The 24232-nt window shown below is 39.8% G+C and carries 26 protein-coding genes; 10 read left to right on the forward strand and 16 right to left on the reverse strand.

Annotation, left to right across the window (positions count from 1 at the left end; genetic code table 11):
- Window positions 1-184: 184 nt before the first annotated feature.
- Entirely contained in the window at window positions 185-496 is a 312-nt protein-coding gene (gene rplU, locus GJU39_RS09150) for a 50S ribosomal protein L21 (protein ID WP_154280488.1), read from the forward strand.
- Between the two features lie 51 nt (window positions 497-547).
- Window positions 548-949 carry a 50S ribosomal protein L27 gene (gene rpmA, locus GJU39_RS09155; protein ID WP_154280489.1) on the forward strand — a complete coding sequence of 134 codons (402 nt, stop codon included), beginning with the start codon at window positions 548-550 and terminating at the stop codon, window positions 947-949.
- Window positions 950-1081: 132 nt separating this feature from the next.
- Here the strand turns inward: rpmA and GJU39_RS09160 are convergent, their stop codons facing one another.
- The 5 genes from GJU39_RS09160 to GJU39_RS09180 all read right to left on the reverse strand — a co-directional run bounded on the left by GJU39_RS09160 (window position 1082) and on the right by GJU39_RS09180 (window position 8005).
- A complete protein-coding gene (locus tag GJU39_RS09160; RefSeq protein WP_154280490.1) occupies window positions 1082-2056 on the reverse strand; it encodes a polyprenyl synthetase family protein in 975 nt (324 codons plus the stop codon).
- A gap of 249 nt (window positions 2057-2305) precedes the next feature.
- Window positions 2306-4438 carry a ribonuclease R gene (gene rnr / locus GJU39_RS09165; protein WP_154280491.1) on the reverse strand — a complete coding sequence of 711 codons (2133 nt, stop codon included), beginning with the start codon at window positions 4436-4438 and terminating at the stop codon, window positions 2306-2308.
- Window positions 4439-4551: 113 nt separating this feature from the next.
- Window positions 4552-5580 carry a sialidase family protein gene (locus tag GJU39_RS09170; protein WP_154280492.1) on the reverse strand — a complete coding sequence of 343 codons (1029 nt, stop codon included), beginning with the start codon at window positions 5578-5580 and terminating at the stop codon, window positions 4552-4554.
- A gap of 5 nt (window positions 5581-5585) precedes the next feature.
- On the reverse strand, window positions 5586-7292 hold the full coding sequence (locus tag GJU39_RS24105; protein WP_154280493.1) for an ABC transporter ATP-binding protein: 1707 nt from the start codon (window positions 7290-7292) through the stop codon (window positions 5586-5588).
- Complete coding sequence (locus tag GJU39_RS09180; RefSeq protein WP_154280494.1) at window positions 7292-8005, reverse strand: 3'-5' exonuclease; 714 nt, start codon at window positions 8003-8005, stop codon at window positions 7292-7294. The genes GJU39_RS24105 and GJU39_RS09180 overlap by 1 nt, the downstream gene beginning before the upstream one ends.
- Before the next feature lie 106 nt (window positions 8006-8111).
- Here GJU39_RS09180 and GJU39_RS09185 point away from each other — a divergent pair, with 106 nt between their 5' ends.
- The gene (locus tag GJU39_RS09185; protein WP_154280495.1) at window positions 8112-8609 is read left to right on the forward strand and encodes a DUF1579 domain-containing protein; all 498 of its coding nucleotides are present in this window, start codon (window positions 8112-8114) and stop codon (window positions 8607-8609) included.
- Between the two features lie 50 nt (window positions 8610-8659).
- On the opposite strand, the gene GJU39_RS09190 is transcribed toward GJU39_RS09185, so the two are convergent.
- From GJU39_RS09190 to GJU39_RS09210, 5 genes are all read right to left on the reverse strand, one after another.
- Window positions 8660-9556, reverse strand: coding sequence for a DUF72 domain-containing protein (locus GJU39_RS09190; RefSeq protein ID WP_154280496.1), 897 nt, complete (start codon window positions 9554-9556; stop codon window positions 8660-8662).
- A gap of 2 nt (window positions 9557-9558) precedes the next feature.
- On the reverse strand, window positions 9559-9921 hold the full coding sequence (locus GJU39_RS09195) for a DUF5615 family PIN-like protein (protein WP_154280497.1): 363 nt from the start codon (window positions 9919-9921) through the stop codon (window positions 9559-9561).
- Window positions 9902-10138 carry a DUF433 domain-containing protein gene (locus GJU39_RS09200; RefSeq protein ID WP_154280498.1) on the reverse strand — a complete coding sequence of 79 codons (237 nt, stop codon included), beginning with the start codon at window positions 10136-10138 and terminating at the stop codon, window positions 9902-9904. Before GJU39_RS09200 ends, GJU39_RS09195 begins: the two co-directional genes overlap by 20 nt.
- Window positions 10139-10349: 211 nt before the next feature.
- Window positions 10350-11738, reverse strand: a complete 1389-nt coding sequence (locus GJU39_RS09205) for an arginine decarboxylase (RefSeq protein ID WP_154280499.1) — start codon at window positions 11736-11738, stop codon at window positions 10350-10352.
- Between the two features lie 363 nt (window positions 11739-12101).
- Entirely contained in the window at window positions 12102-12464 is a 363-nt protein-coding gene (locus tag GJU39_RS09210; RefSeq protein ID WP_154280500.1) for a hypothetical protein, read from the reverse strand.
- Between the two features lie 193 nt (window positions 12465-12657).
- On the opposite strand from GJU39_RS09210, the gene GJU39_RS09215 reads away from it, so the two are divergent.
- Window positions 12658-12891 (forward strand): hypothetical protein, encoded by a 234-nt coding sequence (locus GJU39_RS09215; RefSeq protein WP_154280501.1) that lies wholly within the window; start codon window positions 12658-12660, stop codon window positions 12889-12891.
- A gap of 568 nt (window positions 12892-13459) precedes the next feature.
- Here GJU39_RS09215 and GJU39_RS09220 read toward each other — a convergent pair.
- A complete protein-coding gene (locus GJU39_RS09220) occupies window positions 13460-14578 on the reverse strand; it encodes a sensor histidine kinase (RefSeq protein WP_154280502.1) in 1119 nt (372 codons plus the stop codon).
- A gap of 61 nt (window positions 14579-14639) precedes the next feature.
- Here GJU39_RS09220 and GJU39_RS09225 point away from each other — a divergent pair, with 61 nt between their 5' ends.
- On the forward strand, window positions 14640-14804 hold the full coding sequence (locus tag GJU39_RS09225) for a hypothetical protein (protein WP_154280503.1): 165 nt from the start codon (window positions 14640-14642) through the stop codon (window positions 14802-14804).
- Window positions 14805-14907: 103 nt separating this feature from the next.
- Window positions 14908-15546 (forward strand): NAD(P)H-binding protein, encoded by a 639-nt coding sequence (locus GJU39_RS09230; protein WP_154280504.1) that lies wholly within the window; start codon window positions 14908-14910, stop codon window positions 15544-15546.
- 134 nt (window positions 15547-15680) lie between these two features.
- Here the strand turns inward: GJU39_RS09230 and GJU39_RS09235 are convergent, their stop codons facing one another.
- From GJU39_RS09235 to GJU39_RS09255, 5 genes are all read right to left on the reverse strand, one after another.
- A complete protein-coding gene (locus tag GJU39_RS09235; RefSeq protein WP_154280505.1) occupies window positions 15681-16832 on the reverse strand; it encodes a cysteine desulfurase family protein in 1152 nt (383 codons plus the stop codon).
- Between the two features lie 251 nt (window positions 16833-17083).
- Window positions 17084-17545, reverse strand: coding sequence for an Lrp/AsnC family transcriptional regulator (locus GJU39_RS09240; RefSeq protein WP_154280506.1), 462 nt, complete (start codon window positions 17543-17545; stop codon window positions 17084-17086).
- Between the two features lie 261 nt (window positions 17546-17806).
- Window positions 17807-19132: a sensor histidine kinase gene (locus GJU39_RS09245; RefSeq protein ID WP_154280507.1), complete on the reverse strand. Its 1326-nt coding sequence runs from the start codon at window positions 19130-19132 to the stop codon at window positions 17807-17809.
- 5 nt (window positions 19133-19137) lie between these two features.
- Entirely contained in the window at window positions 19138-19812 is a 675-nt protein-coding gene (locus GJU39_RS09250) for a response regulator (protein WP_154280508.1), read from the reverse strand.
- A 53-nt stretch (window positions 19813-19865) separates the two neighbouring features.
- Complete coding sequence (locus GJU39_RS09255; protein ID WP_154280509.1) at window positions 19866-20618, reverse strand: hypothetical protein; 753 nt, start codon at window positions 20616-20618, stop codon at window positions 19866-19868.
- Window positions 20619-20765: 147 nt separating this feature from the next.
- Here GJU39_RS09255 and GJU39_RS09260 point away from each other — a divergent pair, with 147 nt between their 5' ends.
- The 4 genes from GJU39_RS09260 (at window position 20766) to GJU39_RS09270 (ending at window position 24169) form a co-directional block, all read left to right on the forward strand.
- On the forward strand, window positions 20766-22010 hold the full coding sequence (locus GJU39_RS09260; RefSeq protein WP_154280510.1) for an MFS transporter: 1245 nt from the start codon (window positions 20766-20768) through the stop codon (window positions 22008-22010).
- A gap of 40 nt (window positions 22011-22050) precedes the next feature.
- Complete coding sequence (locus tag GJU39_RS23555; RefSeq protein ID WP_209437614.1) at window positions 22051-22278, forward strand: hypothetical protein; 228 nt, start codon at window positions 22051-22053, stop codon at window positions 22276-22278.
- Entirely contained in the window at window positions 22279-23295 is a 1017-nt protein-coding gene (locus GJU39_RS09265; protein WP_209437615.1) for an SLC13 family permease, read from the forward strand.
- 316 nt (window positions 23296-23611) lie between these two features.
- Window positions 23612-24169: a hypothetical protein gene (locus GJU39_RS09270; protein WP_154280511.1), complete on the forward strand. Its 558-nt coding sequence runs from the start codon at window positions 23612-23614 to the stop codon at window positions 24167-24169.
- Window positions 24170-24232: the final 63 nt, after the last annotated feature.

Genomic DNA, 24232 nt, shown 5'->3' on the forward strand with positions numbered 1-24232 from the left:
CAATTGCTTTCCAAAAACAAATATAAACATTGCTATAAATTGATCTTTAAATCTCAAAATCCTCAAAAAACTGATTACGATGAATTTTAATGAAAAATATTTTTGATATGTGTTTGTGTGTTAATCGAATTTATTCTATATTTGCACCTCGTTAAATAAAAATTAAAAAACTAATATTTAAACAATGTACGCAATAGTAAATATAGCAGGGCAGCAATTTAAAGTTGCTAAAGACCAGCACCTTTTTGTACACAGATTGCAAGGAGATGAAGGCGCTAGTATTGAATTTGATAATGTATTGTTGGTTGATAATGGTGGTGCAATCACTGTAGGAACTCCTGCAGTTAATGGTGCTAAAGTTTCAGCTAAGATCGTATCTCATTTGAAAGGTGATAAAGTAATCATTTTCCACAAAAAACGTAGAAAAGGTTACAAAAAGAAAAATGGTCACCGCCAGTTTTTCACTAAGATTCAGATCTCTGACATCACGTTATAATTAATTGTTAACCCAATAATTCGCTTTTAGCGAGTTACAAAATATAAAATAATGGCACACAAAAAAGGAGCCGGTAGTTCGAGAAACGGACGTGAATCGCATAGTAAGCGTTTAGGTATTAAAATTTTCGGTGGTCAGTTAGCTATCGCCGGAAATATTATAGTACGTCAACGTGGTACAAAACACCATCCAGATAAAAATGTTGGTTTAGGAAAAGACCATACATTATTTGCTTTGATTGACGGTACAGTAGTTTTCAGAAAGAAACAAGATAACAAATCTTATGTATCTATTCTTCCTATCACTGATGCTGAAATCGAAGCAGCATTAGTTAAAAAACCAGCTGTGAAAGAAGAAGCTGAAGCTAAAGAAGTTGTTGCTGAAGCACCAGTTAAAAAAGCAAAAGCTGTTAAAACAGACGAAGCTACTGAAGAAGCTGCAGTTGCAGAATAATTAGTACTCACACATATTTAAAAAAATCCTTCAATTAAAACTGAAGGATTTTTTTTATGCTTGAATTTTTAGCACGCAAAAAAAAAAGCTGATCATATTTAAATCATCAGCTTCTTAATTTATAGTAAAATATTAGTATTCCCTTGCCATTAATTGCCTGGTTAAGGTGAGCAGATTAGATTTTTGCTCATCAGTAACATTGATTTGATCGAATACAGTTAAGGCCTTATCTAAGTATTGGTCCATGCTATCCTTAGCAATGTTCTGAATATCCAGTGTATCGTAAACTGACCTCACTGTTGCTACCTTCTCTTTAATATCGAAGTCTTTGTAACCTGTCCAGGTATTTAGAGACTCCCTGATTTCGCCATTTGCTAATTCAAATGCTTTTAAAAGTAAAAACGTTTTCTTATTGGCAATAATGTCACCACCAACTTGCTTCCCGAATTTTTCCGGGTCTGCGTATACATCCAGAATATCATCCTGCAACTGAAAAGCAATTCCGATATTTTCACCAAACTGATAAATCAGATTAGCATCTTTTTTGGATGCGCCGGCAATAATGGCACCTAACTTTAAGGCTCCACCCAATAAAACCGCTGTTTTTAGCCGGATCATATTGATGTATTCTTCAATACTTACATCATCACGGCTTTCAAATTCCATATCTAGTTGCTGCCCTTCGCAAACACCCTGAGCCGTTGCATTAAAAGTATCGAGAACATCTTTTAAGAAAACCGGATTAACCTTAGCTAAGTTTTTATTGGCTTCAACCATCATTACATCACCACTTAAAATAGCCGTGTTGGTGCTCCATTTCTCATGTACGGTTGGTTTTCCTCTCCGCAAAGGGGCGTTATCCATAATATCATCATGTACCAGCGTAAAATTATGGAAAACTTCAATCGCCATGGCTGCATGGATAGCATCATGTGCATCTTTGCCAAATAATTCGGTACCCATTAAAACCAATAGTGGTCTGATGCGTTTGCCACCAAGGTTGATGATATAAGTAATCGGATCGTAAAGCTGTTTCGGCTGATCCGGAAACCTTAAATTTTGTATTGCAGTATTTAAAATTTTTTGTAGTTCTTCAGTTGTATGCATTGCACTGTCTTATTAGGGAGGTCGCCTAAAATTTTTATGGCCTCTTATTTTTGGCTGTTCTTTTTAACGAGATCAGACTTTCAAAAATCGACATTATAAACCACATTTTGTGTTGTTTTTACGTCATGGCTTTATTATCAATCATTTTTAGGAGGTTATTTAGTTGTTTATGTAAAATAATCATCCAAACCGTAAGCGCTCATAGCACTTAAATAATCCTAAAGAAGGAAGCTCTATTTTCATATTTGACTAATCAGCAATGAGCGTAAAATCAATCTGACGTTTAGCTAAATCTACTTTTTTCACCCGAATCATCACCTCATCTCCAAGCTGATATTTTTTCTTTTTCCTCTGGCCTACAATGCAGTAATTTTTCTCATCCAGAACATAAAAATCATCAGAAATATCACGAAGCCGAATCATGCCTTCACATTTATTTTCTTCAATTTCCACATACATTCCCCATTCGGTAACGCCGGAAATAATGCCTTTGTATTCGGTGCCAATATTGTTTTCCAGATATTCTGCTTGTTTGTATTTAATAGATGCGCGTTCAGCATCGGCAGCGCGTTTTTCCATGGCAGAAGAATGCACAGAGGCTACCTCATAAAACTCTGCGTCTGCAGATTTTCCACCATCAAGATAAGTTTGAAGTAACCGATGGGCCATCACATCGGGGTAACGGCGGATAGGAGAAGTAAAGTGCGTATAATATTCAAATGCTAAACCGTAGTGGCTAGTCTTTTTTGTGGAATAAATCGCTTTCGCCATTGAGCGGATGGCCAGAGACGTTAAGATGTTTTGTTCTTTTTTACCTTCTACATCAGCCATTAAGTTATTAAGCGATTTTGCAATTTCCTTATCCGATTTGGTATTGATTTTATATCCAAAACGAGAGGCAAATGTTGCAAATGTAGTCAGGGTTTCCATATTCGGAGAATCATGCACACGATAAACAAAAGTGAGTTTTTTCTCTCCTTTTTGTTTCTTTGCCACGTATTCAGCCACCTTTCTGTTGGCTAAAAGCATGTAATCTTCGATCAGTTTATGCGCATCTTTACGTTCTTTAACGTAAACGCCAATAGGTTTGCCAGCCTCATCCAGCTTAAATTTAACTTCAGTAGTTTCGAAACTGATGGCGCCGTTTTTAAATTTACGATCGCGTAAGATGTAAGCAAGTTCATTTAGTTTTAAAATCTCTGCTGCGTGATCGCCGGCTTTGTTTTCAATCACTTCCTGTGCTTCTTCATAGCTGAATCGCCTGTCAGAGTGAATCACTGTTCTGCCATACCATTCATTCTGAATGTTCGCTTGTTCATCCAATTCAAACACTGCAGCAAAGCACAATTTATCTTCATTCGGACGCAATGAACACACACCATTACTTAAACGTTCGGGCAACATTGGAATTACCCGATCAACAAGGTAAACAGATGTTGCGCGACTATACGCTTCTTTATCCAGGTCGGTTCCCTGAATTACGTAATGTGAAACATCAGCAATGTGCACACCAATTTCATGGTTGCCGTTTGGTAATTTTTGGTAAGATATCGCATCATCAAAATCCTTTGCATCAGCAGGATCGATGGTAAAAGTTAATACGTTTCTGAAGTCTTTACGTCTTGCAATTTCAGCCTCTGGAATTTCTTCAGGAATGGCATTAGCCTCCTTTTCTACCTGCGCAGGAAATTCAAGCGGAAAGCCATATTGTGCTAAAATGGCGTTCATTTCCGTATTATTCTCGCCTTGATTTCCAAGTACATGCTTTACAATACCGATTGGGTTTTTAGCACTTTCCGGCCAATCTGCCAAAGTAACCAGCACGCGCTGGCCATTTTTAGCATCCAGCGTATCTGCCAACGGAACAAAGATATCATGCATCATCTTCTTGTCGTCTGCAATTACAAAAGCAAAACGATCAGAGATTTTGATTACGCCGGTAAAGTCTGATTTAGCACGTTTGATAATTTCAATTACTTCGCCATCATTTTTTCGACCACTCTTTTTGGCGAAAACATAGGCTTTCACTGTATCGCCATGTAAGGCATTTTTAAGCTTTTTCGGTGCTACAAAAATGTCTTTTTCAAATTCATCCTGTGGAACAATATATGCAGAACCATCAGCAGTCATATCAACAGTGCCAATGATAAAGTTTTGAAGCTCTTTGAGCTTGTATTTGCCTTTTTCAGGCTCCAGATAGCTGCCAGCGCCTTTACCTTCCTTTAAAATCTCTAAGATTGTCTCTCTTGATTCCTGGTCGGTAAGGTTCAACTTGGCGGAAACCTGTTTATAGTTAAGTAACTGATTATTATTTTTTTCAAAAACATCGCTAACCAATTGATTCAGAACCAATTTTATATTTGCTGATTTTTTCTTTGCCATAATTAAAAAACTGAATTTATCGAAGATACAGAAAAGAAGCTTAAGCGGCCATTTTTGAGACGTAAAAAGTACGGATCGGGGCTTACTGCGTGAGGTTGTTCAGTGACAAAAAATCAGTTTATCAAATCGAGCATCACATATTTTATTTTCTTTCGCTCTGCGGTATAACTTAAATGTACGTGTCCGTTTTTATCCTGAATGATTGCCGGGTAGCTATATTCACCCTTCAGGTGGTTTTCTAAGGTGTAAATATCCTTCCAGGTTTTGCCGTCTTTGGAGATTGCCAGTTTGAGTATGGATCGGCCTTCCCACCAATTTTTCCCAGCTGTTAGCGGATTGTAGATGAGTAACTGGCGGCCATCTTTTAACGTTACAGCATCGCTGCCGGAATTGGGATTTGGTAAACCGGTAGCGGTCAGCTTAGACCAGTTTTTCCCACCATCAGCCGACCAGCTTTCTACAATAACGTTCTGTCTGCTTCTGCAAAGTAGTTGTAATTTTCCATTTGAATAGCTGAGAATGGAAGGTTGGATGACACCAAATGTATCACAATTGATCTTTATTTTTTTCCAATTGTTGTTTCTGTTGTCTGATTTTTCCAGGTGGATGCTCCAGACTTTTTCATCCAGACTTTCTGTGCTTGATGGATAAAGAATGGTATTTCTATCAAGCTGAACGGGCTTGTTTTTGATTGGTCCGAGGAAACCATCTGGCAGCTTTACAGCCTCAGACCAGGTTCTTCCATCATCGGCTGAGGTTTTATACGCTGCCCACCATTCTCGTGGATTCGGACCTATTTTATAATGCAGGGTTAACGTTCCGTTAGAAGATTTAAAGAGAACAGGATTCCAGCAGGCAAATCTGGTGGTGTCGTTCACAATTCCATCAGCTACAGCTTTTGGTGCAGTCCATTTATTTCTATTTTTCACGGCTGTCCAGATGGTTACCCCTTTATTACCTTCCTGTTTTCCACCGAACCAGGCAGCCATTATTTTTCCTTTACCCAGATCTACGAGGGTAGAGGCATGGCAGGCGGCGAAGGGTGCTTTTTCGAAAAGATAGGTAGATTGAATAATTTTGACGCTTTGCGCCTCGGATGATGTTGTACTTAGGCACAGCAGAATAAAAATGTAACGTAGCATTTCGTTTATTTAACTCCCGGGATGGCTTCGATTAACTTTCTGGTGTAAGCAGCTTTTGGTGCATAGAAAATCTGTTCGGGAAAACCTTCTTCTTCGATTTTACCCTTGTTCATTACCAGGATGCGATCAGAAATGTGTTTAACCACCGCGAGATCGTGAGAGATAAAAATATAGGTAAGGCCAAATTCGCGTTGAAGATCCTTAATTAAATTTAATACCTGAGCCTGTACAGAAACGTCTAAAGCAGATACTGATTCATCACAAATGATAAACTTTGGCTCCAAAGCGAGTGCCCTAGCAATTACTACCCGTTGCCGTTGGCCACCACTAAATTCATGTGGATAACGGTTAAAGTGTTCTTCTTTCAAGCCAACCTTGTTCAATAAATCAATTACTTTTAGTTTTCTTTCCGAATCATTTTTTAGCAACTGATGAACTTGCAACGGTTCCAAAATAGATTGGCCGATGCTTAATTTCGGATTTAGTGAGGCATAAGGGTCCTGAAAAACAATTTGCATGTCTTTTCTGAGTTTTCTTAATGCCGCACTATTGATATGGGTGATGTCTTGACCATTAAAAACAATGCTGCCGGATGTTGGCTGAATTAACCTGAGAATAGTTCTTCCAAGCGTTGTTTTGCCACAGCCGGATTCACCAACCAGGCCGAGGGTTTCACCGGGGAATACCTCAAAACTAATCTGATCAACCGCTTTTACATAATCTGTGGTTTTACCAAAAAGGCCATTACGAATTGGATACCAGGTGCATATCTCTTTAATTTGAAGAATTGGTTTTTGCGTGTACAGGAATTCCCTGCGGGCGGAGATTTCTTCTTCCGTTAATTGATTAGACGGTTGCAGATGTGCATTGGCATCATCAATTTTTCCTGTTAGAAAATCGGTAACAACAGGGAGTTTTTTCAACTGTAATGCCGGCGACGGGCGACAGGCGAGCAAGCCCTTGGTATAAGGATGCTGAGGATTTTCAAATATAGATTTTGCTGTATTCTGTTCCACAATTTCACCCTTATACATCACGGCAACTTCATCGGCAATCTCGTTCACCACACCCAAATCATGTGAAATGAATATCATGGCCATATTGCGTTCTTTTTTCAATTTAAGCAGCAGTTGAAGAATTGTTTTTTGCACGGTAACATCCAGGGCAGTTGTCGGCTCGTCGGCAATTAAGAGTTTTGGATTACAGCTGAGTGCCATGGCAATCATTACCCGTTGTTTTTGTCCGCCGGAAATTTGATGTGGATAGCTATCGAATATTTTTTCGGGTCTTGGAAGCTGAACTTCGTTAAAGAGATCAATTGTTTTTAATCTGGCTGTTTGTTTATCAACCTTTTGATGCAAAATTATGGCCTCTGCTACTTGTTCGCCACAGGTAAATACCGGGTTTAGCGATGTCATCGGCTCCTGAAAAATCATAGAGATTTGATTGCCTCTGATTTGACGGATCTCGTTTGCGCTTAAATTAAGTAAGCTGATGTTTTCGAAGTCTATTTCCCCGGTGATTTTAGCAGAACGCTCGTCGTGCAGGCGCATAATGGAAAATGACGTAACCGATTTGCCAGATCCCGATTCACCAACAATGCCTAAAACAGTTCCTTCTTTAACTTGGAAACTAATGGTTTTTACAGCTTTAAACCAGGTTTTATCTTCCTGATTGTAGAAATCGATATTTAAGTTTTCAACGTTTAGCATTAAGATACAATGGTAATGTTTTCCGGGGAAATTATTTCCATTCCCTTAAACTTTAATAGCACCTGGGCGGTAGTAATTACATCTTTTTGGCAGTAAGTCACAATTCGTTCCAGATTTTGCTCTTCATAATAAACCTGCCTCACCTGGCTACCATCGATATCATCTTTTGGTGTTGGGATATTTAAGATTGCGGCCAGAAGATTCAAGGAAGTATAATGTTTATAATCTCCAAACTTCCACATTTCCATGGTATCTAAATGGTTCACTTCCCAGGGTTTTTTACCTGAAATGTCTAAAGGTGCAGGGATTTCCAAGCCATTTACCAATAGCCGCCTGCAGAGGTAGGGATAATCAAATTCCTTTCCGTTATGGGCACAGAACATCAATGTTGGAGCTTGCTTTTCGATCAGTGATGAAAATTGCTGCAGGATTTGCCTTTCGTCATCACCGGCAAAAGATTTAAGCCGCAAGGAATATGACTTATTCTGATAACTAAAAATCCCCAGGCTAATGCAGATGATTTTTCCAAACTCCGCTAATATTCCAGCCCGTTCATAAAATTCTTCCGGGCTTTGATCTGGCTTCCGCTGGTGACTGGTTTTATGTTCCCAGAGTTCCTGCATGTTTGGCGGAACTTCATTAAAAGATTGGTATTGCGGAACGGTTTCGATATCAAGTACGATCACCTGACTTAAATCGAGTGTTTTTAGCATAGATTTTAATATTGAATAATCGAATCTTGACAGCAGGTCGGTTCTTCGCCCAATACAATTTACAATTATCATTTAATAAATCAGGAAATATTATTTAAATTTGAGAATGGCACAGCACAAATTCGAGCAATCTTTAGCAGATGGTGCTCATCATCAACTTCACAGTTTAGTTGGCAATTGGTCAGGAATCACAAAAACGTGGTTTGAGAAAGACGTTCTTGCAGACGAATCTCCTTCAAAAGCAGTCATTTCATCTATTCTCGGCAATCGATTTATTTCCTTTGATTATCATGGGAGTCTGGATGGTAAGCCTTTTGAAGGAAAGATGATCATTGGTTTCGATATCCCTTATCAAAAATTTACTTCAAGCTGGGTTGATAGCTTCCACATGGGTACTCAGATTATGCTTTCGAGTGGAGAAGCAACCGCAAATGGGTTTTCTATTTTAGGATCTTATGGAAGTCCGGAATATGGCGATCAACCTTGGGGGTGGAGAACGACGTTAGCAATCATTAATGAAAATGAAATTGTACTAACCGCCTACAATATATCGCCTGAAGGGGAAGAAGCCAAAGCAACTGAAACGGTTTATGGGAGAAAGTAGGTATGAGTACTCCTTACAGGTTTTGGAAGCCTGCAAGGATTAATTATTTCTTAAAATAAAGAAGGAGATGCCTGATTTGCCATTAACGGAATCTTTAAGTCAGTTCCAAGCGCTTTATTCAGTTTTTCGGTAAAGTAAGCAGAGAACAATGGCGATGATAGCTCTACATTTTGATGAATAAAAAAGTAGAGATTTTCGAGGCCTTGCTTTTTCCATTCTGCGATTCTTTTTACCCAGTCATCTAAACGTTTTTTATCAATTTCATCTACGTTTGCACCCACAAATCTTACAAAAGCTGTTGGTGTGGTTAAGCGCATGTGCAACATGTCTCTCCGGCCGGCAGTATCTACAATGATGTTCGCGATGCCATTATCTTCAAATAGCGTAGCAAATTCGCTTGCTATTGCCGAGTTTGAGAACCATTCCTGGTTTCTTACTTCAACGCCTAGGGGAATTACTTTAGGAAATTCGTTGGCAACAATTTTTAATCTTTCGAAATCTTTTGGCTTAAAGTTATCATGCAACTGAAGAAAAGCCATACCCAATTTATCTTCAAAATTACTGATGGCGTCGCAAAACTGCTCAACAGGTTCTTTTACATTAATGAGTCTCTTAAAATGACTTACCGTATTGGTCAGCTTCGGAAAAAACTTAAAATCTGCAGGTGTTTTTTCCGTCCAGGTGATGACTTGTTCGCTTGATGGCATGCCATAAAAGGTTGCATTAAGCTCTATAGAATTAAATTGGGTAGAATAGTAGGTTAATTCGTCCTTTGTCCCTTTGGGATAGAAGCCTTTTAAATCGGCTTTGTTCCACTTCGCGCAACCTACATAAGCTTTAAAATCTTGTTTGGATTTATTGGCTGCTAAAATCGCTGCCGTTTCAGGAGCATCAGCGGGGAGGGTGTAATCTATAATGGATGGGTCGTCTACTTTACCAAATTGCATAATTATTTTTTTATGTCAAATATATCTAAATCTCCATAAATTAATTGTGAAATAGCTTCGTGAATTTTGGATTTTAGTCTTTCCCAAAATATCTTATTTGAGGAATTTCCAAACTCAATGGCTATTAATTTTGGAGGAGTTCCTTTCCACGCTATTAGCTCGCGGAAATCAATATCTTTTGAAATAATAATAATATGATCTTTTTTTCGCGCAATGCTGTAAATAAGTTCATCAGGCGTGGCATTTAACTTTAAAGTATGGAAGGAAACGGATTTAATTTTGACTTCATCCATTAGCCACTTCGCTATTATTGGTGATATGTTTTCATCTAACCAAAATTCCCAATCATTCAAATATGTAATCATCCCTGAGTTGTTTAGCACTGAAGAGCAATGCTGCTGTTATATCTTCATTTTCGAGGATGGGATGCTCCTCCAAAATTTCTTCTTTCGTCATTCCAGATGACAATAATTCCAAGATATCAATTACGGTGAATCGATTACCTCTAATTGTTGGTTTACCGCCCATTAGTCCAGGGATGATTGTAATTCTCTTTAATAAGTTACTTTCCTGTTCTTTCATAAATTAAATATACGAAAAAGCCAGGCAAATTATTTAACCATATTAGGAATATAATTAAATATAAGCTGGGGAGTATTCTGGTTTTAGTTACCGATGATTTAATTTTGCGCTAAATTCTAAAGCTTAATTCTGCTAGGAAGGCATAAAAAAAGCGCCAGGGTATATACCTGGCGCACTTTGCGAAAAACTTGGTGTCCTTTGCGGTAAAAAATTAGTATCCCAGTATCTTCAGTACCTGCTTACTATTCTGCTCTTCTCCAAAAACTTCGAAATTGAAGCTTTCATCCCGGTTTCTGCGAATTAAAACATGTTTCGGGCTAGGCAACAGACAATGGTGAATACCGCCATAACCGCTCAAAACTTCCTGATAAGCTCCTGTATGAAAGAACCCGAGATACTGCACTTTACGCGTTTTCGGCATAAATACACTATTCATATGCGCTTCCTGGTTGTAATAATCCTGACCATCGCAGGTTATACCGCCTAAGTTAACACGCTCGTATTCAGCATCCCAATTGTTGATTGGTAACAAGATGTATTTCTGGTTTAAAGCCCAAACGTCTGGTAAGTTTGTGATGAAAGATCCATCTAGCATTAACCAACGCTCACGGTCATTTTGTTGTTTACGGCCTAAAACTTTATAAAGAATACCCGAAGCCTCCGCTACTGTGTATTTACCAAATTCAGTAATAATATCTGGTTCCATTACGTCGTGAATGGCGCAAATTTCTTTGATCCTTTTCACAATTTCGTTCACCATGTATTCGTAATCAAAATCGAAAACCAATGAGTCTTTAAATGGCATTCCACCACCAATATCAAGGGTATCTAAATCGGGATTTATTTTTTTGAACTTGCAATAAAGCGTTACATATTTCTCTAACTCATTCCAGTAATATGGTGAATCGGTGATACCGGAGTTAATAAAAAAGTGTAATAATTTTACGCGGAAATTCGGATTGTGAACAATTTTATTGTTGTAAAAATCGATGATATCTTCCATCCGCACACCTAAACGTGAAGTATAGAATTGTGAATCTGGCTGCTCTTCAGCTGCAATCCGGATTCCTAAATTGCAAGGCGTATCAATATCAACTTCATCATCAAAAAGGTTAAATTCCTCTTTGTTATCCAAAACCGGAATGATGTTTTTATAGCCATCATGCAACATATCAATGATGTATTGCTTGTATTGGTAAGTTTTAAAGCCATTACAAATGATGGTGGTGTCCTTGGTTAAATGTCCTTTTTTCTCTAAGGCATCAACCATTGGCATATCGAATGCAGAAGAAGTTTCCAAGTGGATGTTATTCTTCAACGCTTCTTCTACGATATGGCGAAAGTGCGAGCTTTTTGTACAGTAGCAATATTTATAATCGCCACGATAATTGTTTTTTAAAATGGCAGTCTGGAAAAGAATCTTCGCCTGTTGAATCTTCTTACTCACCATTGGTAAGTACGTGAAACGTAGGGGAGTACCGTAGGTTTCGATCATTTCCATCAGGTTTAAATCCTGAAAATATAATTCATCATCTATAACATCAAAGCCTTCTTGTGGAAAGCCAACGCTTAGATCGAGAAATTCTGAATAACTCTGCATTTACTTATTAATATTTTTTGCAAAAATGTAATTTTAAATCGAGAATTAATCTTTATTGAAAATATTTTTACTGTAGAGAAACGGTTTGATTTCTGGTGGAATCCGTCAGGCTTATTTAAAACTGGATTATTGGTAATAATATAGCAGCAATGGTGCCGGATAAAAATAGGTTTAAAGCCACTGTAATAAAACTGGCAAGCCATTTCATGCACCTTTCCTAAAATAAAGGGGAGTAGCGATTGATGCAGACCTGTAAAAAAATCCGTCCCCGCTGGGTTAAGAATAATTATAATTTAATAATACCTGGATGTTATAGTAGGAGTAGGTCTAATCTCTTGCAGATGCTTCGTGAAAAATTGATTGTTATTTAGATAACCGCATCAGCGTACCGTATTTCTTCTCTTTAATATCTGTTTCTGAAAGGATTTCAAATTTGAAGGTCTCCTGATCGGTCTTCACTGTGATGGTTTCCCCATTAATTTTGTAGGTTCCCCTATAATAGATATCGCCTGAGGGAACGACGTCTGCGGTTCCATCTGGACTAAGTTTCAATCCCCAGCCACCTAGAAACGGGTTATTTTGATCGGATTTGAAATCTACCTGTACGTAATTTTTGTCCTGGTCTACAATTAACTGGTCTTTTTTACAGGAGAAGAGGAATAATATCAGTGTAATTACGACTACCGGACCGATAAATGCTTTAGTTGAGGTTAAATTAAATTTCATCGTTTAAATTTTTTGCTTAAACGGTTTTTTCATTCTTAACGCTACACAGGCTTAGATATTAAATTTAATTGCTTATTAATCAGTGTTTAATGAATTATTTTAGTTTTTTTAAAGTAATTTTAAACTCAGGTCGTCTACTTCTTTAGGTATTAATGAAAATTTTAAAAAATACTTATTTGTAATCATCCCAATTATGATCTCGATCTTTAAAACCAATATTCAATCAGGAGTTGAATTGAATAATATTTCACAGCATTTGAATACACTACTTTCAGGAGCTACCTGGAGTGTCGATCTTTCTGATTCGGATAAAATCCTGAGAATCGATTCAAGTCTTGATAAAATCAGTGACGCGGTTTCACTATTAACAAAGTTTGGATACGACTGTGAAAACCTGCAGAATTTTTACGCACCGCCTGTTTGGTAATGTCTTTCAATCTGAATCCATTTCGTGCAGCCTCTTTTTCGTTTTAAAACTTTGATACAGATAAAGCGGGCACGGTGATGCGTAATTAATATATGTCGCTGAATTTGTCATTTAGATTGAAGCACGGCGTAACGGGTAAATGTTTGGTAAATGTATTGGTATCGTTCAAAGATTTCTCCGCTTCGGTCGAAATGACGATGAAACGTTCGTAACTAAGACGTAGATAAACTATCCTTTTCTTCGATCCTTAATCAGGGTGACAATCGTTTGGCCTTCTACTAGTGAATTCTTCCTTTGCGAAGCCAGTTTTTCATTGGCTGAAGCAATCTTTATCGCCTGCGTTATTATACCGGGGCACAAACCATCTAACCAACTGGTAACTAAAGCAACGTTTCCTGCTGTTTAAATCTAAAATCTTTACGCCCTGAAATAGGTTATTAAATAAATTTAGCATGACGGAGCGGTGATAACTACGATTTAGTTATGATCTTTTAAATTCATAAATCTATCTTACACCATTACCCCAAACACGATAAGCCGCTATCAATTTGATTTGCAGGATAAAATGCTAATGATCTGGTGCGTATTTAGCTAGTTTAATGGTAAAAGTAGTTCCCACGCCTTCCTGGCTTTCGCAGGCAATTTCACCATTGTGCCAGCTTACAATTTCTTTTACAATAAACAAACCCAGTCCCGTGGTAGATTCACCGTGTAAACCCGTTCTTTTGGCTATGGTATAGCGGTCGAAAATATAGGGGAGCATTTGCCCCGGAATGCCGATGCCGTCGTCTTTAAAAACCATGATCACCTCATCATCGCGTTCTTCGAGGGAGATGGATATATTTCCGTCGGTGCGTGTAAATTTAAGCGCATTGGTAAGCAGGTTATTCATCACCTGCATAAACTTGCCTTCATCCAGCGAAATCATCATTTGTTCAACCGAAGAAGTAAGGGTAAAAGTTCGCTCGTTTACCTCTTCAAAACGTTTACACTGTTCTATATATTCGCTAACTTTCTTCACCAGATCCAGCCTTTGCATCACCAGCGGTGCATCTACTGTTTCGAGGAATTCTTTAGCGGTCAGATCTTCAATCAGCTTGATTGTTTGTGCAATAATATCAGAAATGGCCTGTGTTTTCTGAAGGCTCTCCGGACTAAGGTCATCTTTATTGAGCACGGAAATAATAGAATTCGCGATTCCGAGTGGTCCGCGGAGATCGTGGGAGATCATTTGCAGGATGGAATTCTTTTTATTGGCAAATTTTAGGGCCGTTTGCAGGTTTTCCACTTCAGCAGTGATCATGATCGCGTTCGCCAGCAAGAGCGAATCTTCCCCTTTCTGGTATAAAAAAGGTGTTAATCCAATCCAGGCCACTTCAGATGCTACTAAGATGCGAAACTTAACCGTTCCAATGATTTCTCCTTTTTGCAACCTTTGATAAGCCAGCAGTACAATGTCCAGATCCTGTTCATGGATCAGCGGTTGAAAAGTAGCAAAATCCAAAGTTTGCGGGTTTCCAAGGAAGCGCAACAAGCGTTCATCGATCTCTATAATTTGCTTCGTTTTAAGATTTAACACCAGGTTGATGTTGCCGATTTCCGTAATACCCTGAGGTTGATCGCTGATTTTGTACATGTTTTTTTGAGCAGACGTTGATTGATTTGAAATTTCGCCAATTGCCGGCATATTTAACCTACTATCCCATATGCGGTGATGACCTCCTGAAGTAACGTATTTATCAATCAGAATGTTTCCGAGAATCGGAAGTTTCCCTGCATTTTCAATTGCCCGTAATCATTATTCATCAACGAGGTTAAATTCGCAGGCATTTGATGCGGTAGAAGTTTCTGGTTATTGGTTCACATGGACAGCGCGAAAAAAAAGAAAAGGACAATCTTTTCGGGTATTTTAAACCCGCTAAATCCGCTGCTAAAAAAGAAAAGGTGCTGATGCTAATCAAAAAATGAATCTATTTGTTCAACTAACAGATAAACGTTCCTTTTACACCCGTTAACATGAAAGCATTAATAATCGGCGCTACAGGCTCAACAGGAAAACACCTGGTGCAGCAGCTCTTAACAGATTCTGAATATACGGCGGTGGTGGTTTTTGTCCGCAAGCCTACCGGGCTGAAAGATGCAAAACTCACTGAGCATGTGATTGACCTTTCCAATTTAGCGCAGCATAAACACCTGATTGCGGGCGATGTTGCCTTTTCTTGTTTGGGTACCACCTTAAAAGCTGCCGGATCGAAGGAAAACCAATGGAAAATAGATTTTGATATCCCCGCAGCATTTGCCAGGATAGCCAAAGCAAATGGGGTAAATGCTTTTGTGCTGGTCTCTTCTGCTGATGCGGCCGCCACGAGTAAGCTGTTTTATTCCAGAATGAAAGGACAATTGGAAGAATTGATCCACGCACTTCACTTTAAGCAATATGTAATCTTTAAACCTGGACTTTTGCTTCGTGAGGGTTCTGATCGGCTGGCCGAAAAAATAGGGGTAAGGGTAATTGGTTGGTTTAATGCGATCGGGCTTTTTAATAAATTTAAGCCATTACCTACTCAACTGCTTGCTGAAAAACTCGCTAAAGCCCCTAAAATGTTGCCACCTGGCGTAACGACCATTAAACTTCAAAAAATAATGGAGTTGTGATGGATTTAAGACTTCAAAAAGTAGGGCAAGCCATCCAGCTTGCCCAGGTCTTCATTAACTAAACTAAAACTTTAACGGCGTTTATTACGCCGGTTTTTTATGGGCTGAACCTAAATGCGTTCAACAGCTGTTCATCAGCGTTTATAGTGCGATTGAAGGAACCGGCCAATGGTTTCCAATGCGAAATCTATGTCTTTTTCTGTAGTGAGCTTGCTGAAGGAAAACCTGACGGTGGCACCAGATCCTTTCTTGCCAATGGCCTGAATAACATGGCTCCCCAGATCGTCGCCACTGCTACAGGCACTGCCGCCCGAAACGCAAATACCGGCCTGATCTAAATAGGACAGCAGAAAATCTGGATGAATACCCTCCGGAAAGTTGACGCTAAGCACCGTGTATAGCCCGTCTTCTGCATTATTAAAGGTAAATGCTGGTGAGTGTTTTAGTAACCCGGCGCGCAAACGCCTGTTAAGGGATTGGATATAAGGCTGGTCTGTGGCAAAAGTATCCATCGCCAGTTCCAGTGCTTTAGCAAAACCAACAATGCCATGAACGTTTTCTGTTCCTGCGCGCAGCCTTCTTTCTTGTCCGCCACCATGAATCAAAGGAGTGGCTTTTGTTCCTTCTGCAACGTAAAGAATGCCCGTTCCTTTCGGTCCGTGGAATTTATGGCCGGAAGCCGAAGCGAAATGAAGGTGATAATCGCTCAGGTTAACCGGGTAATGGCCGATGGTTTGTACTCCATCAGAATGGAAAATGGCACCATAAGTTTTGCATAACTCACCCACGGATTTTAAATCAAGCAAAGTGCCGATTTCATTATTGGCATGCATCAGGCTCACCAGGCACTTTATGCCCTGTGCTGCTTTTTCTTTGAGTTGGCGCTCCAGGTCTTGCAGATCAACTTTGCCATATTCGCCCAAGGCAACGTACGAAGAAGTGACACCGTTTTGCCTGCAATGGTAGGCTACTGTATTTAAAACCGCATGGTGCTCAATGGGCGAAGTGATCATATGCTTACAGCCCATTGCCGTAACTGCCGTGGCAATAGCGGTGTTGTTGCTCTCGGTACCGCCACTGGTAAAATAAATGCTGGTGGCTTTAACACCGAGTAAACCGGCAACATTTTTACGCGCTGATTCTATGGCCGTTTTGGTTAACCTACCGATGGAATAATTTGACGATGGATTCCCAAAATATCCGGTAAGGTAGGGAATCATGGCGTCTACAACGGCCGGGTCTACAGCAGTAGTGGCTGCATTATCAAGATAGGTAATGTTTTGCATGTATATTTAAAAAAATCTCTTCAAATATCTGTCGCAATTGCTCACGCATGCAAGCGTGGCGCAGAATTCCATAAAATATTCGGAAATACCTGTTTTTTCTGTTCCAAAAAACAATAATCGTCTAAAAACTGAGTGATTTTAGTAGCTATTATTTAGGAAGCGATGATCTTTAGGGAAATTTACGGAGGGTTAGGCGTAGATGCTGCCGAATTCGATGACCTCGAACGCCTGCTGCTAATCAATTGAATGTTTTACAATGGATAGGCGGTATCGCTTTTGGTTTCTGATAACACGAAGAAACTTTGTACGGTGGTAATATTAGGGAGAGTAGCCAGTTTATTGCGGTAAAAATCGTGGTAGGCATCAATGTCTTTTGTGGCGATGCGAAGCACAAAATCGAAGGAGCCTGTCATTTGAAAGCATTCCATTACTTCAGGGAATCTAATCACTTCATCTTCAAATGTTTTTAGGGTTTCTGCTGTATGATCATTCAGCAATACCTGGCTAAAAGCAATCAGGTTCCGGTCGATTTTTTTCCGGTCCAGAATAGCCACCGTTCGTTTAATATACCCAAGCTTTTTCAGTTTTCTTATTCGTTCATGAATGGTAGCTACCGATTTATAAATCTGATCAGAAATCTGCTTATGCGTTAAACTGGCATCTTTCTGTAAGATTTTTAAAATCTCAATGTCGGTCGGATCTAGGTCGGTCATAAAGGATATTAATTAGTCGATGCCATTACGCATCTGTTCTTAAATTTTAAATAGTGATCAAAGCTGAAGGAAATAGACCACGCCAGGAAAGGGTCAAATCCTTACGTGAATGATTCGTCTAAATAATAGATTATTTCTGAAACTACAAAATTGCAGCTGCAACTACTTTTCCGGATCCAGAAGTCTGCCGGATCTGATGAGCAGCCAAATATCATGATTTGAATGGCGATAGTGAAGAAAAATTGCTATAAATACTTTTGATTAATGGGGTAATGATACGCTCACCTTAAAAAAATGATTTTTACTTTCCAGTTGAATCTCTCCTTGATGTGCCTGTACTATGATGGTACAAAGCCAGAGGCCGAGGCCTGAACCGGAAGTTACCGTTGCACCCTTTTTAAAAGGGATTCCCAATCCGGTAAGTGGTATCTGATCCTGGGAAATACTATTTTCAAATGAAATGGTTATCCTGTTTTCGGCTGTTGTAACCGAGCAAAATAATGAACCTCCTGCAGGCGAATATTTTAAGGCATTTTGCAATAAATTTTGCCATACCATCTCCATTTTATCGCCATCAACATGGCAGTCAAAAGAGTTTAGCTGCTCGCTAAACTGAATATGGTGTTTAATGTTCCTGGATTGAATTTGTCTGATGTTTCTGGAGAAAACCCTGAGGAGCTGATCAGAAAGATCTACCGTGCTTTTACGCAAGGCGATGCCGCTGTTATTAAATTCACTGATTAATAAAAACTGTTCCACAATGGCCTGCAAGCGGCTGATTTCTGCAAGCTGGCTACTTAACAGTTCCTGGTCTGCCTTCGATGTTCTACCCATCAGTTCCAGCTCCGTTTCCGCACGCAAATTGGCCAGTGGTGTCTGCAATTCATGAGAGGCAGCGGCGAAAAAAACGTTGCGTGCCTGTTGCTCCTGTTCTATCCTGCCAATCATATCATTTATGGTTTGTGCCAGCTGCTGCAGTTCATCGTGGGTTTTAACATATTTAATCCTTTCTCCCAGGCGGTCTGTATTGATGCCTTCTGCCTGGCGGGCGATAAAGCGAATAGGGTTCATCAGCCAGATCGAAGCCAGAAAAGCAAACAGGGCACTAAGCACCAAACTCACGGCGGTAATGCCAATCATCAAATGCGAAAATTGGTTTAGCTTATGCTTCAGGGGAGCATCAGAAACAGTAAGCAGAAGTTCAACCGGCCGGCCATCATAATCTTCTTTTTTCAAATACACGCCATATTCTCCCAGGCTATCTACAAGGCTGGTTCGATAGGGGACGGCTAACCTGGAAATGGTTCCGGGAGATTGAAATACCTTTACCGGCTGGTCTTCATTATTGTGGTAAAACACCCGGATAGATTCACCCGAATCAGGCAGGGCGATGATATCAGGATTAATTTCGGTTTTATCTAAAATGGATTGTCCGCGGCTGTACAAGTATTTATTGTAATTTTCTACATAGTTATTTTTAAAATATTGATAGATAATCCTTCCGAATGCGAGGTTAATGACCATAAAAATCAGACTGAATAATGCCGTCATTCTAAACCGCAGGCCCCTGTAGAAATAACTGTTCATGCGGTTTAGTTTATGGTTTTAAGGATGTAGCCCCGGTTAATCACTGTTTGAATATGCTGATGGGTAAAGCCATCATTAATTTTCTTTCTCACCTGGTAAAGGTGTACTTCGATCACATTGCTACCCGGATCAAAACTCATATTCCACACCTTATCCAAAATTTGTACTTTGGTAATGACCTGATCGGGATTAAGCATCAGCATTTCGAGTAGTAAAAATTCACGGTTGCTCAGGGAAATAGATTTGTCGCCCCGCTTTACCGTTCTGCTCAATAAGTCGATTTCCAAATCTGCAACCTTAACTTTTGACAGATTTTTAGGCGTGTGCTGGCGTTGCAGTACCCGTACCCTGGCCAAAAGTTCTTCTATTTCAAAAGGTTTCTTCAGGTAATCGTTAGCGCCTGCATCTAAACTTTTAATCACCTGGGCGGTACTTCCGAGTGCGCTGATGATCATTACCGGAACATGATTATCAAATGCCCTTAAATTAGTCAGGATATCTAAACCATTTTGAGAAGGAAGCATCAGATCCAGTAAAATCAAATCATATTGGTTAACCATAGCCGTTTGAAGACCAAGGACACCATCAGATTCATGATCGATAATGTATCCAGCCTGATCCAGGGCCAGTTTAATATAACCAGCCAGCTTAATTTCGTCTTCAATGAGCAGTATTTTCATTTGCTATAATTTAAACAATGCCACATGTTTTTACCTCATGTGGCATCAGCAGGTTATCTTATTAAATAGGTTTGACCGTTTAGTCTTAACGTTCTCGCTTTAATAAATGTTGTATTTTGGCTGTACACAACGCCAGCCCTTTTCGGCTCTTCTATTCCGGTTACGGTCACTTTTTCATTTGCCTTTAACTGGCTGGAGAGCTGCTGTGCGATATGCGGCGCAATACTCACGCGTTCACCAGATGTAAGGGTAAAACCAATAACGTTATTTTCTGGTCCGTAATTTAACGCTTTAATGCCAGCGCTGAAGCTTTTTTCTAAAGGGTTTTCGGCAAGCGGAGGGGCCAATGGCGGGCGATCAGAAATCGTTGTCTTCCCGCTAGTTGATAGGCTTGCCATTCGGAAAGCCTTCATCCCTTTTGGATCAGTAAATGCTTCGCCCCTGATGGAAACCATTTTGCCGTTTTTTGCTATAGACAGAATTTGTTCGCCCGAATGCGGCGGGAACATCACCGTTACCTCACCTGTAGCAGTTTTGATTAAAAGACCATTATATTCAAAACGATCGTTTGCAACGGGCCGGATGACCGTTCCATTAATATCAGCAAGTTTAATCAGCTGTTGCTCTTCCGGTCTTCCTATATCTGGCCCTGGCGCTTCTCCGCGTGGCGGACGTGGTTCCTCTTTTAATTGTTTTTCCGGCCCGCCGATAGCTGGCTCTGGTTTTGGTAATTCCTGTGCCTGGATGACGATAGCTCCTGTTAACAATATGGCCGTTAACCAGGCTTTTTTATTGCGTTTTTTCATGTCTTTGTTTTTTATACGTCAAAAGTACCATCGCCAAATATGCCGGAATGAACAGGAAATTAATTTTTCTTCATATCAGCAGACCATCATAAACATTTCAACCCTTGTTTGGTTTAGCATCTGGCAAATCAATCACTGCTATGACATATGGAAAGAAAAAGTGCGACAAAAAAAAGAAGCCTGAATTTTCTGAACTGGCTTAATTTTTCAGCAGCTGATGTGGCGACGGGGCTGGGTCCGTTTTTGGCAGTATACCTTGCGGCCAACTTAAAATGGAATCCTTCACAGATCGGGATTGCTATAGGCGCAATGAGTCTTGCCACGGTAATTGCCCAATCTCCGGCAGGTTGGCTATGTGATGTAAGTGATAAGAAAAGACTGGGCATTATAGTGGTTACAATCACCATCTGCCTGGCTGGGTTTTGCATGTTATTCTTCCCCAATTTTTATGCAGTCATTGCCTGTCAGATTGCCATTGGCGTGGCTGCAGCATTTTTTGGCCCGGTATTAATTGCACTGGCTATGGGAATTGGCGGCTCGAAACAATTTGATCAGACCATTAGCCGTAACCAAACCTTTAACCATGCCGGGAATGTGGCTTCGGCCATTATCATTGGTCTTTTAGGCAAGTTTACACACAATGAGGGAATCTTTTACGGACTGGCCATTTTCTGCTTCATGAGCATTATATTTACCCTGTCGATAAAAGAAAAGGATATTTCTCACGTTAGTACCGATGAGCAACCCGATGAAAATAGAAGCCAGACCAGCATTGGAGAAATGTTAAAGAATAAAGGCTATGTGGTGTTGCTGGTTTCTGCCATTCTTTTTCATTTTGCAAATGCGGCCATGCTGCCTTTGGTAGGCCAGGAGCTGGGCAAAGATGAGGGCAGCAATGCGTCGTTATATATGTCGGCTTGTATTGTACTTGCCCAGGCTGTAATGGTTCCGATTGCTTTTATGAGTGATAAGTGGGCAAGAAACGGCAGAAGAAAGCTCATGATTATTGCATTTTTAATGTTGCCAATCCGCGGGATATTATATACCCTGGCCAAAGGTGCACCATACCTGGTGAGTATCCAGGTGCTTGATGGAATTGCCGGAGGGATATTTAGCATAGTGGCCATATTGATGGTTGCCGATATCTTCAGGGGATCGGGCAAGGAAAACTTTGCACAGGGGATGATGGCCACCTCTGTTGGAATTGGTGCCTCGTTAAGCAATGTAACCAGCGGGTTTATAGTGAAAAATGCAGGTTTTAACTTTGGCATGCTCATCCTTTCGGCGATAGCATTAGTGGCATTTGTTGTTTTTTGGAGGTTAATGCCCGAAACCATCAAACAGTCAGGACATTTCGCTGAAAAAGAAAAAGTTGCCCTGCCCAATGCCTAGTTAAGATACTCTTTAACGGGATTAAAATATAATTAAATCAATGACTACAGCCCTGATCCTGTCCATTTCCATTCTTGCAATTGCAGGCGTTATTTTCAGACCTTTTAACATTTCGGAACATTTCTGGGCTGGTGCAGGTGCAGTTATTCTCCTGTTTACAGGCTTGTTGAAACTTTCTGAAGGATTTGCCGGCGTTACCAGGGGTATTGATGTGTATCTCTTTCTAATTGGGATGATGTTACTGGCAGAAACAGCGAGGATAGAGTGAATGTTCGACTGGCTGGCCGCACATGCCACCCGACTGGCTCAGGGATCTGCAATCAGGCTGTTTTTTCTCATTTACCTGGTGGGTACGGTTGTTACGATATTTTTATCGAACGATGCCACCGCCGTTGTACTTACGCCCGCGGTTATTGCTGCAATGAAGGTAGGGAAAGTTAAAAACCCGATGCCTTACCTGTTTATCTGCGCATTTATTGCCAATGCCGCTTCTTTTGTACTTCCGATCTCCAACCCTGCAAACCTGGTGATATACGGTGATCATTTGCCAGACTTATCAGGATGGCTGGCCAGTTTTTTAATTCCTGCTCTGGTCTCTATCGTGGCTACATTCATCGTACTTTTTATCATGCAGCGCAAAGCACTGGTTCAGCAAATTCAAACGGAAATCCGTATTCCTTTGCTGTCTAAGGGTGGGAGATTCGCTTTCCTGGGTATTTTATTATCTGCGGTTATATTGCTTGTTGCTTCCGCGTGGCACATTTCACTGGGCATGCCCACTTTTCTGGCGGGTTTAGCCACCGTATTGGTGGTCTTTTTAGGAACGAAGAGCAACCCTGTGAATATGGCAAGGGGTGTTTCCTGGCAGGTGCTGCCCCTGGTAGCAAGTTTATTTATCATTGTAGAAGCAATTGGTAAAACCGGACTTACGGCCACTATTGCAACGGCTTTAACCAGCGCTGCACAGGGGAATTTGACAGGAACAACATGGGTAAGTGGAATTTTAACAGCATTTGCCTGTAATCTGATGAATAACCTGCCAGCTGGACTCACCGCAGGTAATATCATCTTAATTTCGAATCCACCGGAAATGATCAGGCGTGCCATTCTTATTGGTATTGATCTTGGTCCCAACCTTTCCCTCACCGGATCTTTAGCATCCATTCTCTGGCTGGTTGCACTCCGAAGGGAGAACCTGACCGTAAGCGGGTGGACTTTTTTGAAGCTGGGTGCCGCAGTGATGATCATTCCATTACTGCTCGTGATTGCTTCCTTATTTATATAAATCAGAGATCTATCTCATCCATCAATAGTGCTTTTTCAAAAAGCTTTAGAAAAGTAAGGTAACCATCCGGTATTGGTTAGTGGAATATTTTATTGCAGATATAAAGTATGCCAATTACCGGTAAACCTTTTTGAGGAAGCATTAGCGAATTTACAATAAAAAAAGCTAAATGAATATTTCACAAGTAAGCATTTATGTACTGAAAGAAAACTTAATATTTCCGTCAATAATGTCAGTAACTTCCTGTTAACTTTAAGTTTATACGATTAAAGGTTTTAAAAGTTATACTTATCTTTGTTATAGACTAAATGATAGCGTGCAAAGTAAAAACAAACGTAAAAGAATTGACTATTCCGCCAAGGTCGGAGAAGTGGTAGTAGATGTTGAAGCATTCGTAAAAAACAAAAGTTCAGAAAACGCAAAGAAAATTTCTACTACTGCCGAACATATTGAAATTGATATTTATTTCGATAAACATTATTTTGACAGGCAACAACACGGTGATCAAGAAGGTAAACGTGATGGAATTGATAGTGATACTGTTAAAGCATTGCTTGTTGAAGCAGGAAAACATTTATTTTATTATTCGATAAAAAACAAAACTTTTTCTTTCGTTAATTTTGACGTTGTGCCAAGACCAGAGAGAATTGTTTTGACCAAAGAAGTTGAGGGCGAATTACCATTAAATATTGTTGTTGAATACCATTACCTTGGGCTAAACAAGTTCGAAGTTACGCTAAAAACTGCTATGAAAATTAGTGGTTTCAAATTGAGTGACGGGCAGTACCAACTGATACTTCATCCTGATGAAACTTCTACATTGATGCGTTTAGAAAAGACTAAGTTGTTATTAGTCAGTGAATGTACACGTTAACTTTTAATAGATTATTATTAATATTTATGATGGTTTGAAAAAAAAAATGTAAAACATTTTGTG

The sequence above is a fragment of the Pedobacter petrophilus genome (assembly GCF_009674725.1).
Lineage (GTDB): Bacteria > Bacteroidota > Bacteroidia > Sphingobacteriales > Sphingobacteriaceae > Pedobacter > Pedobacter petrophilus.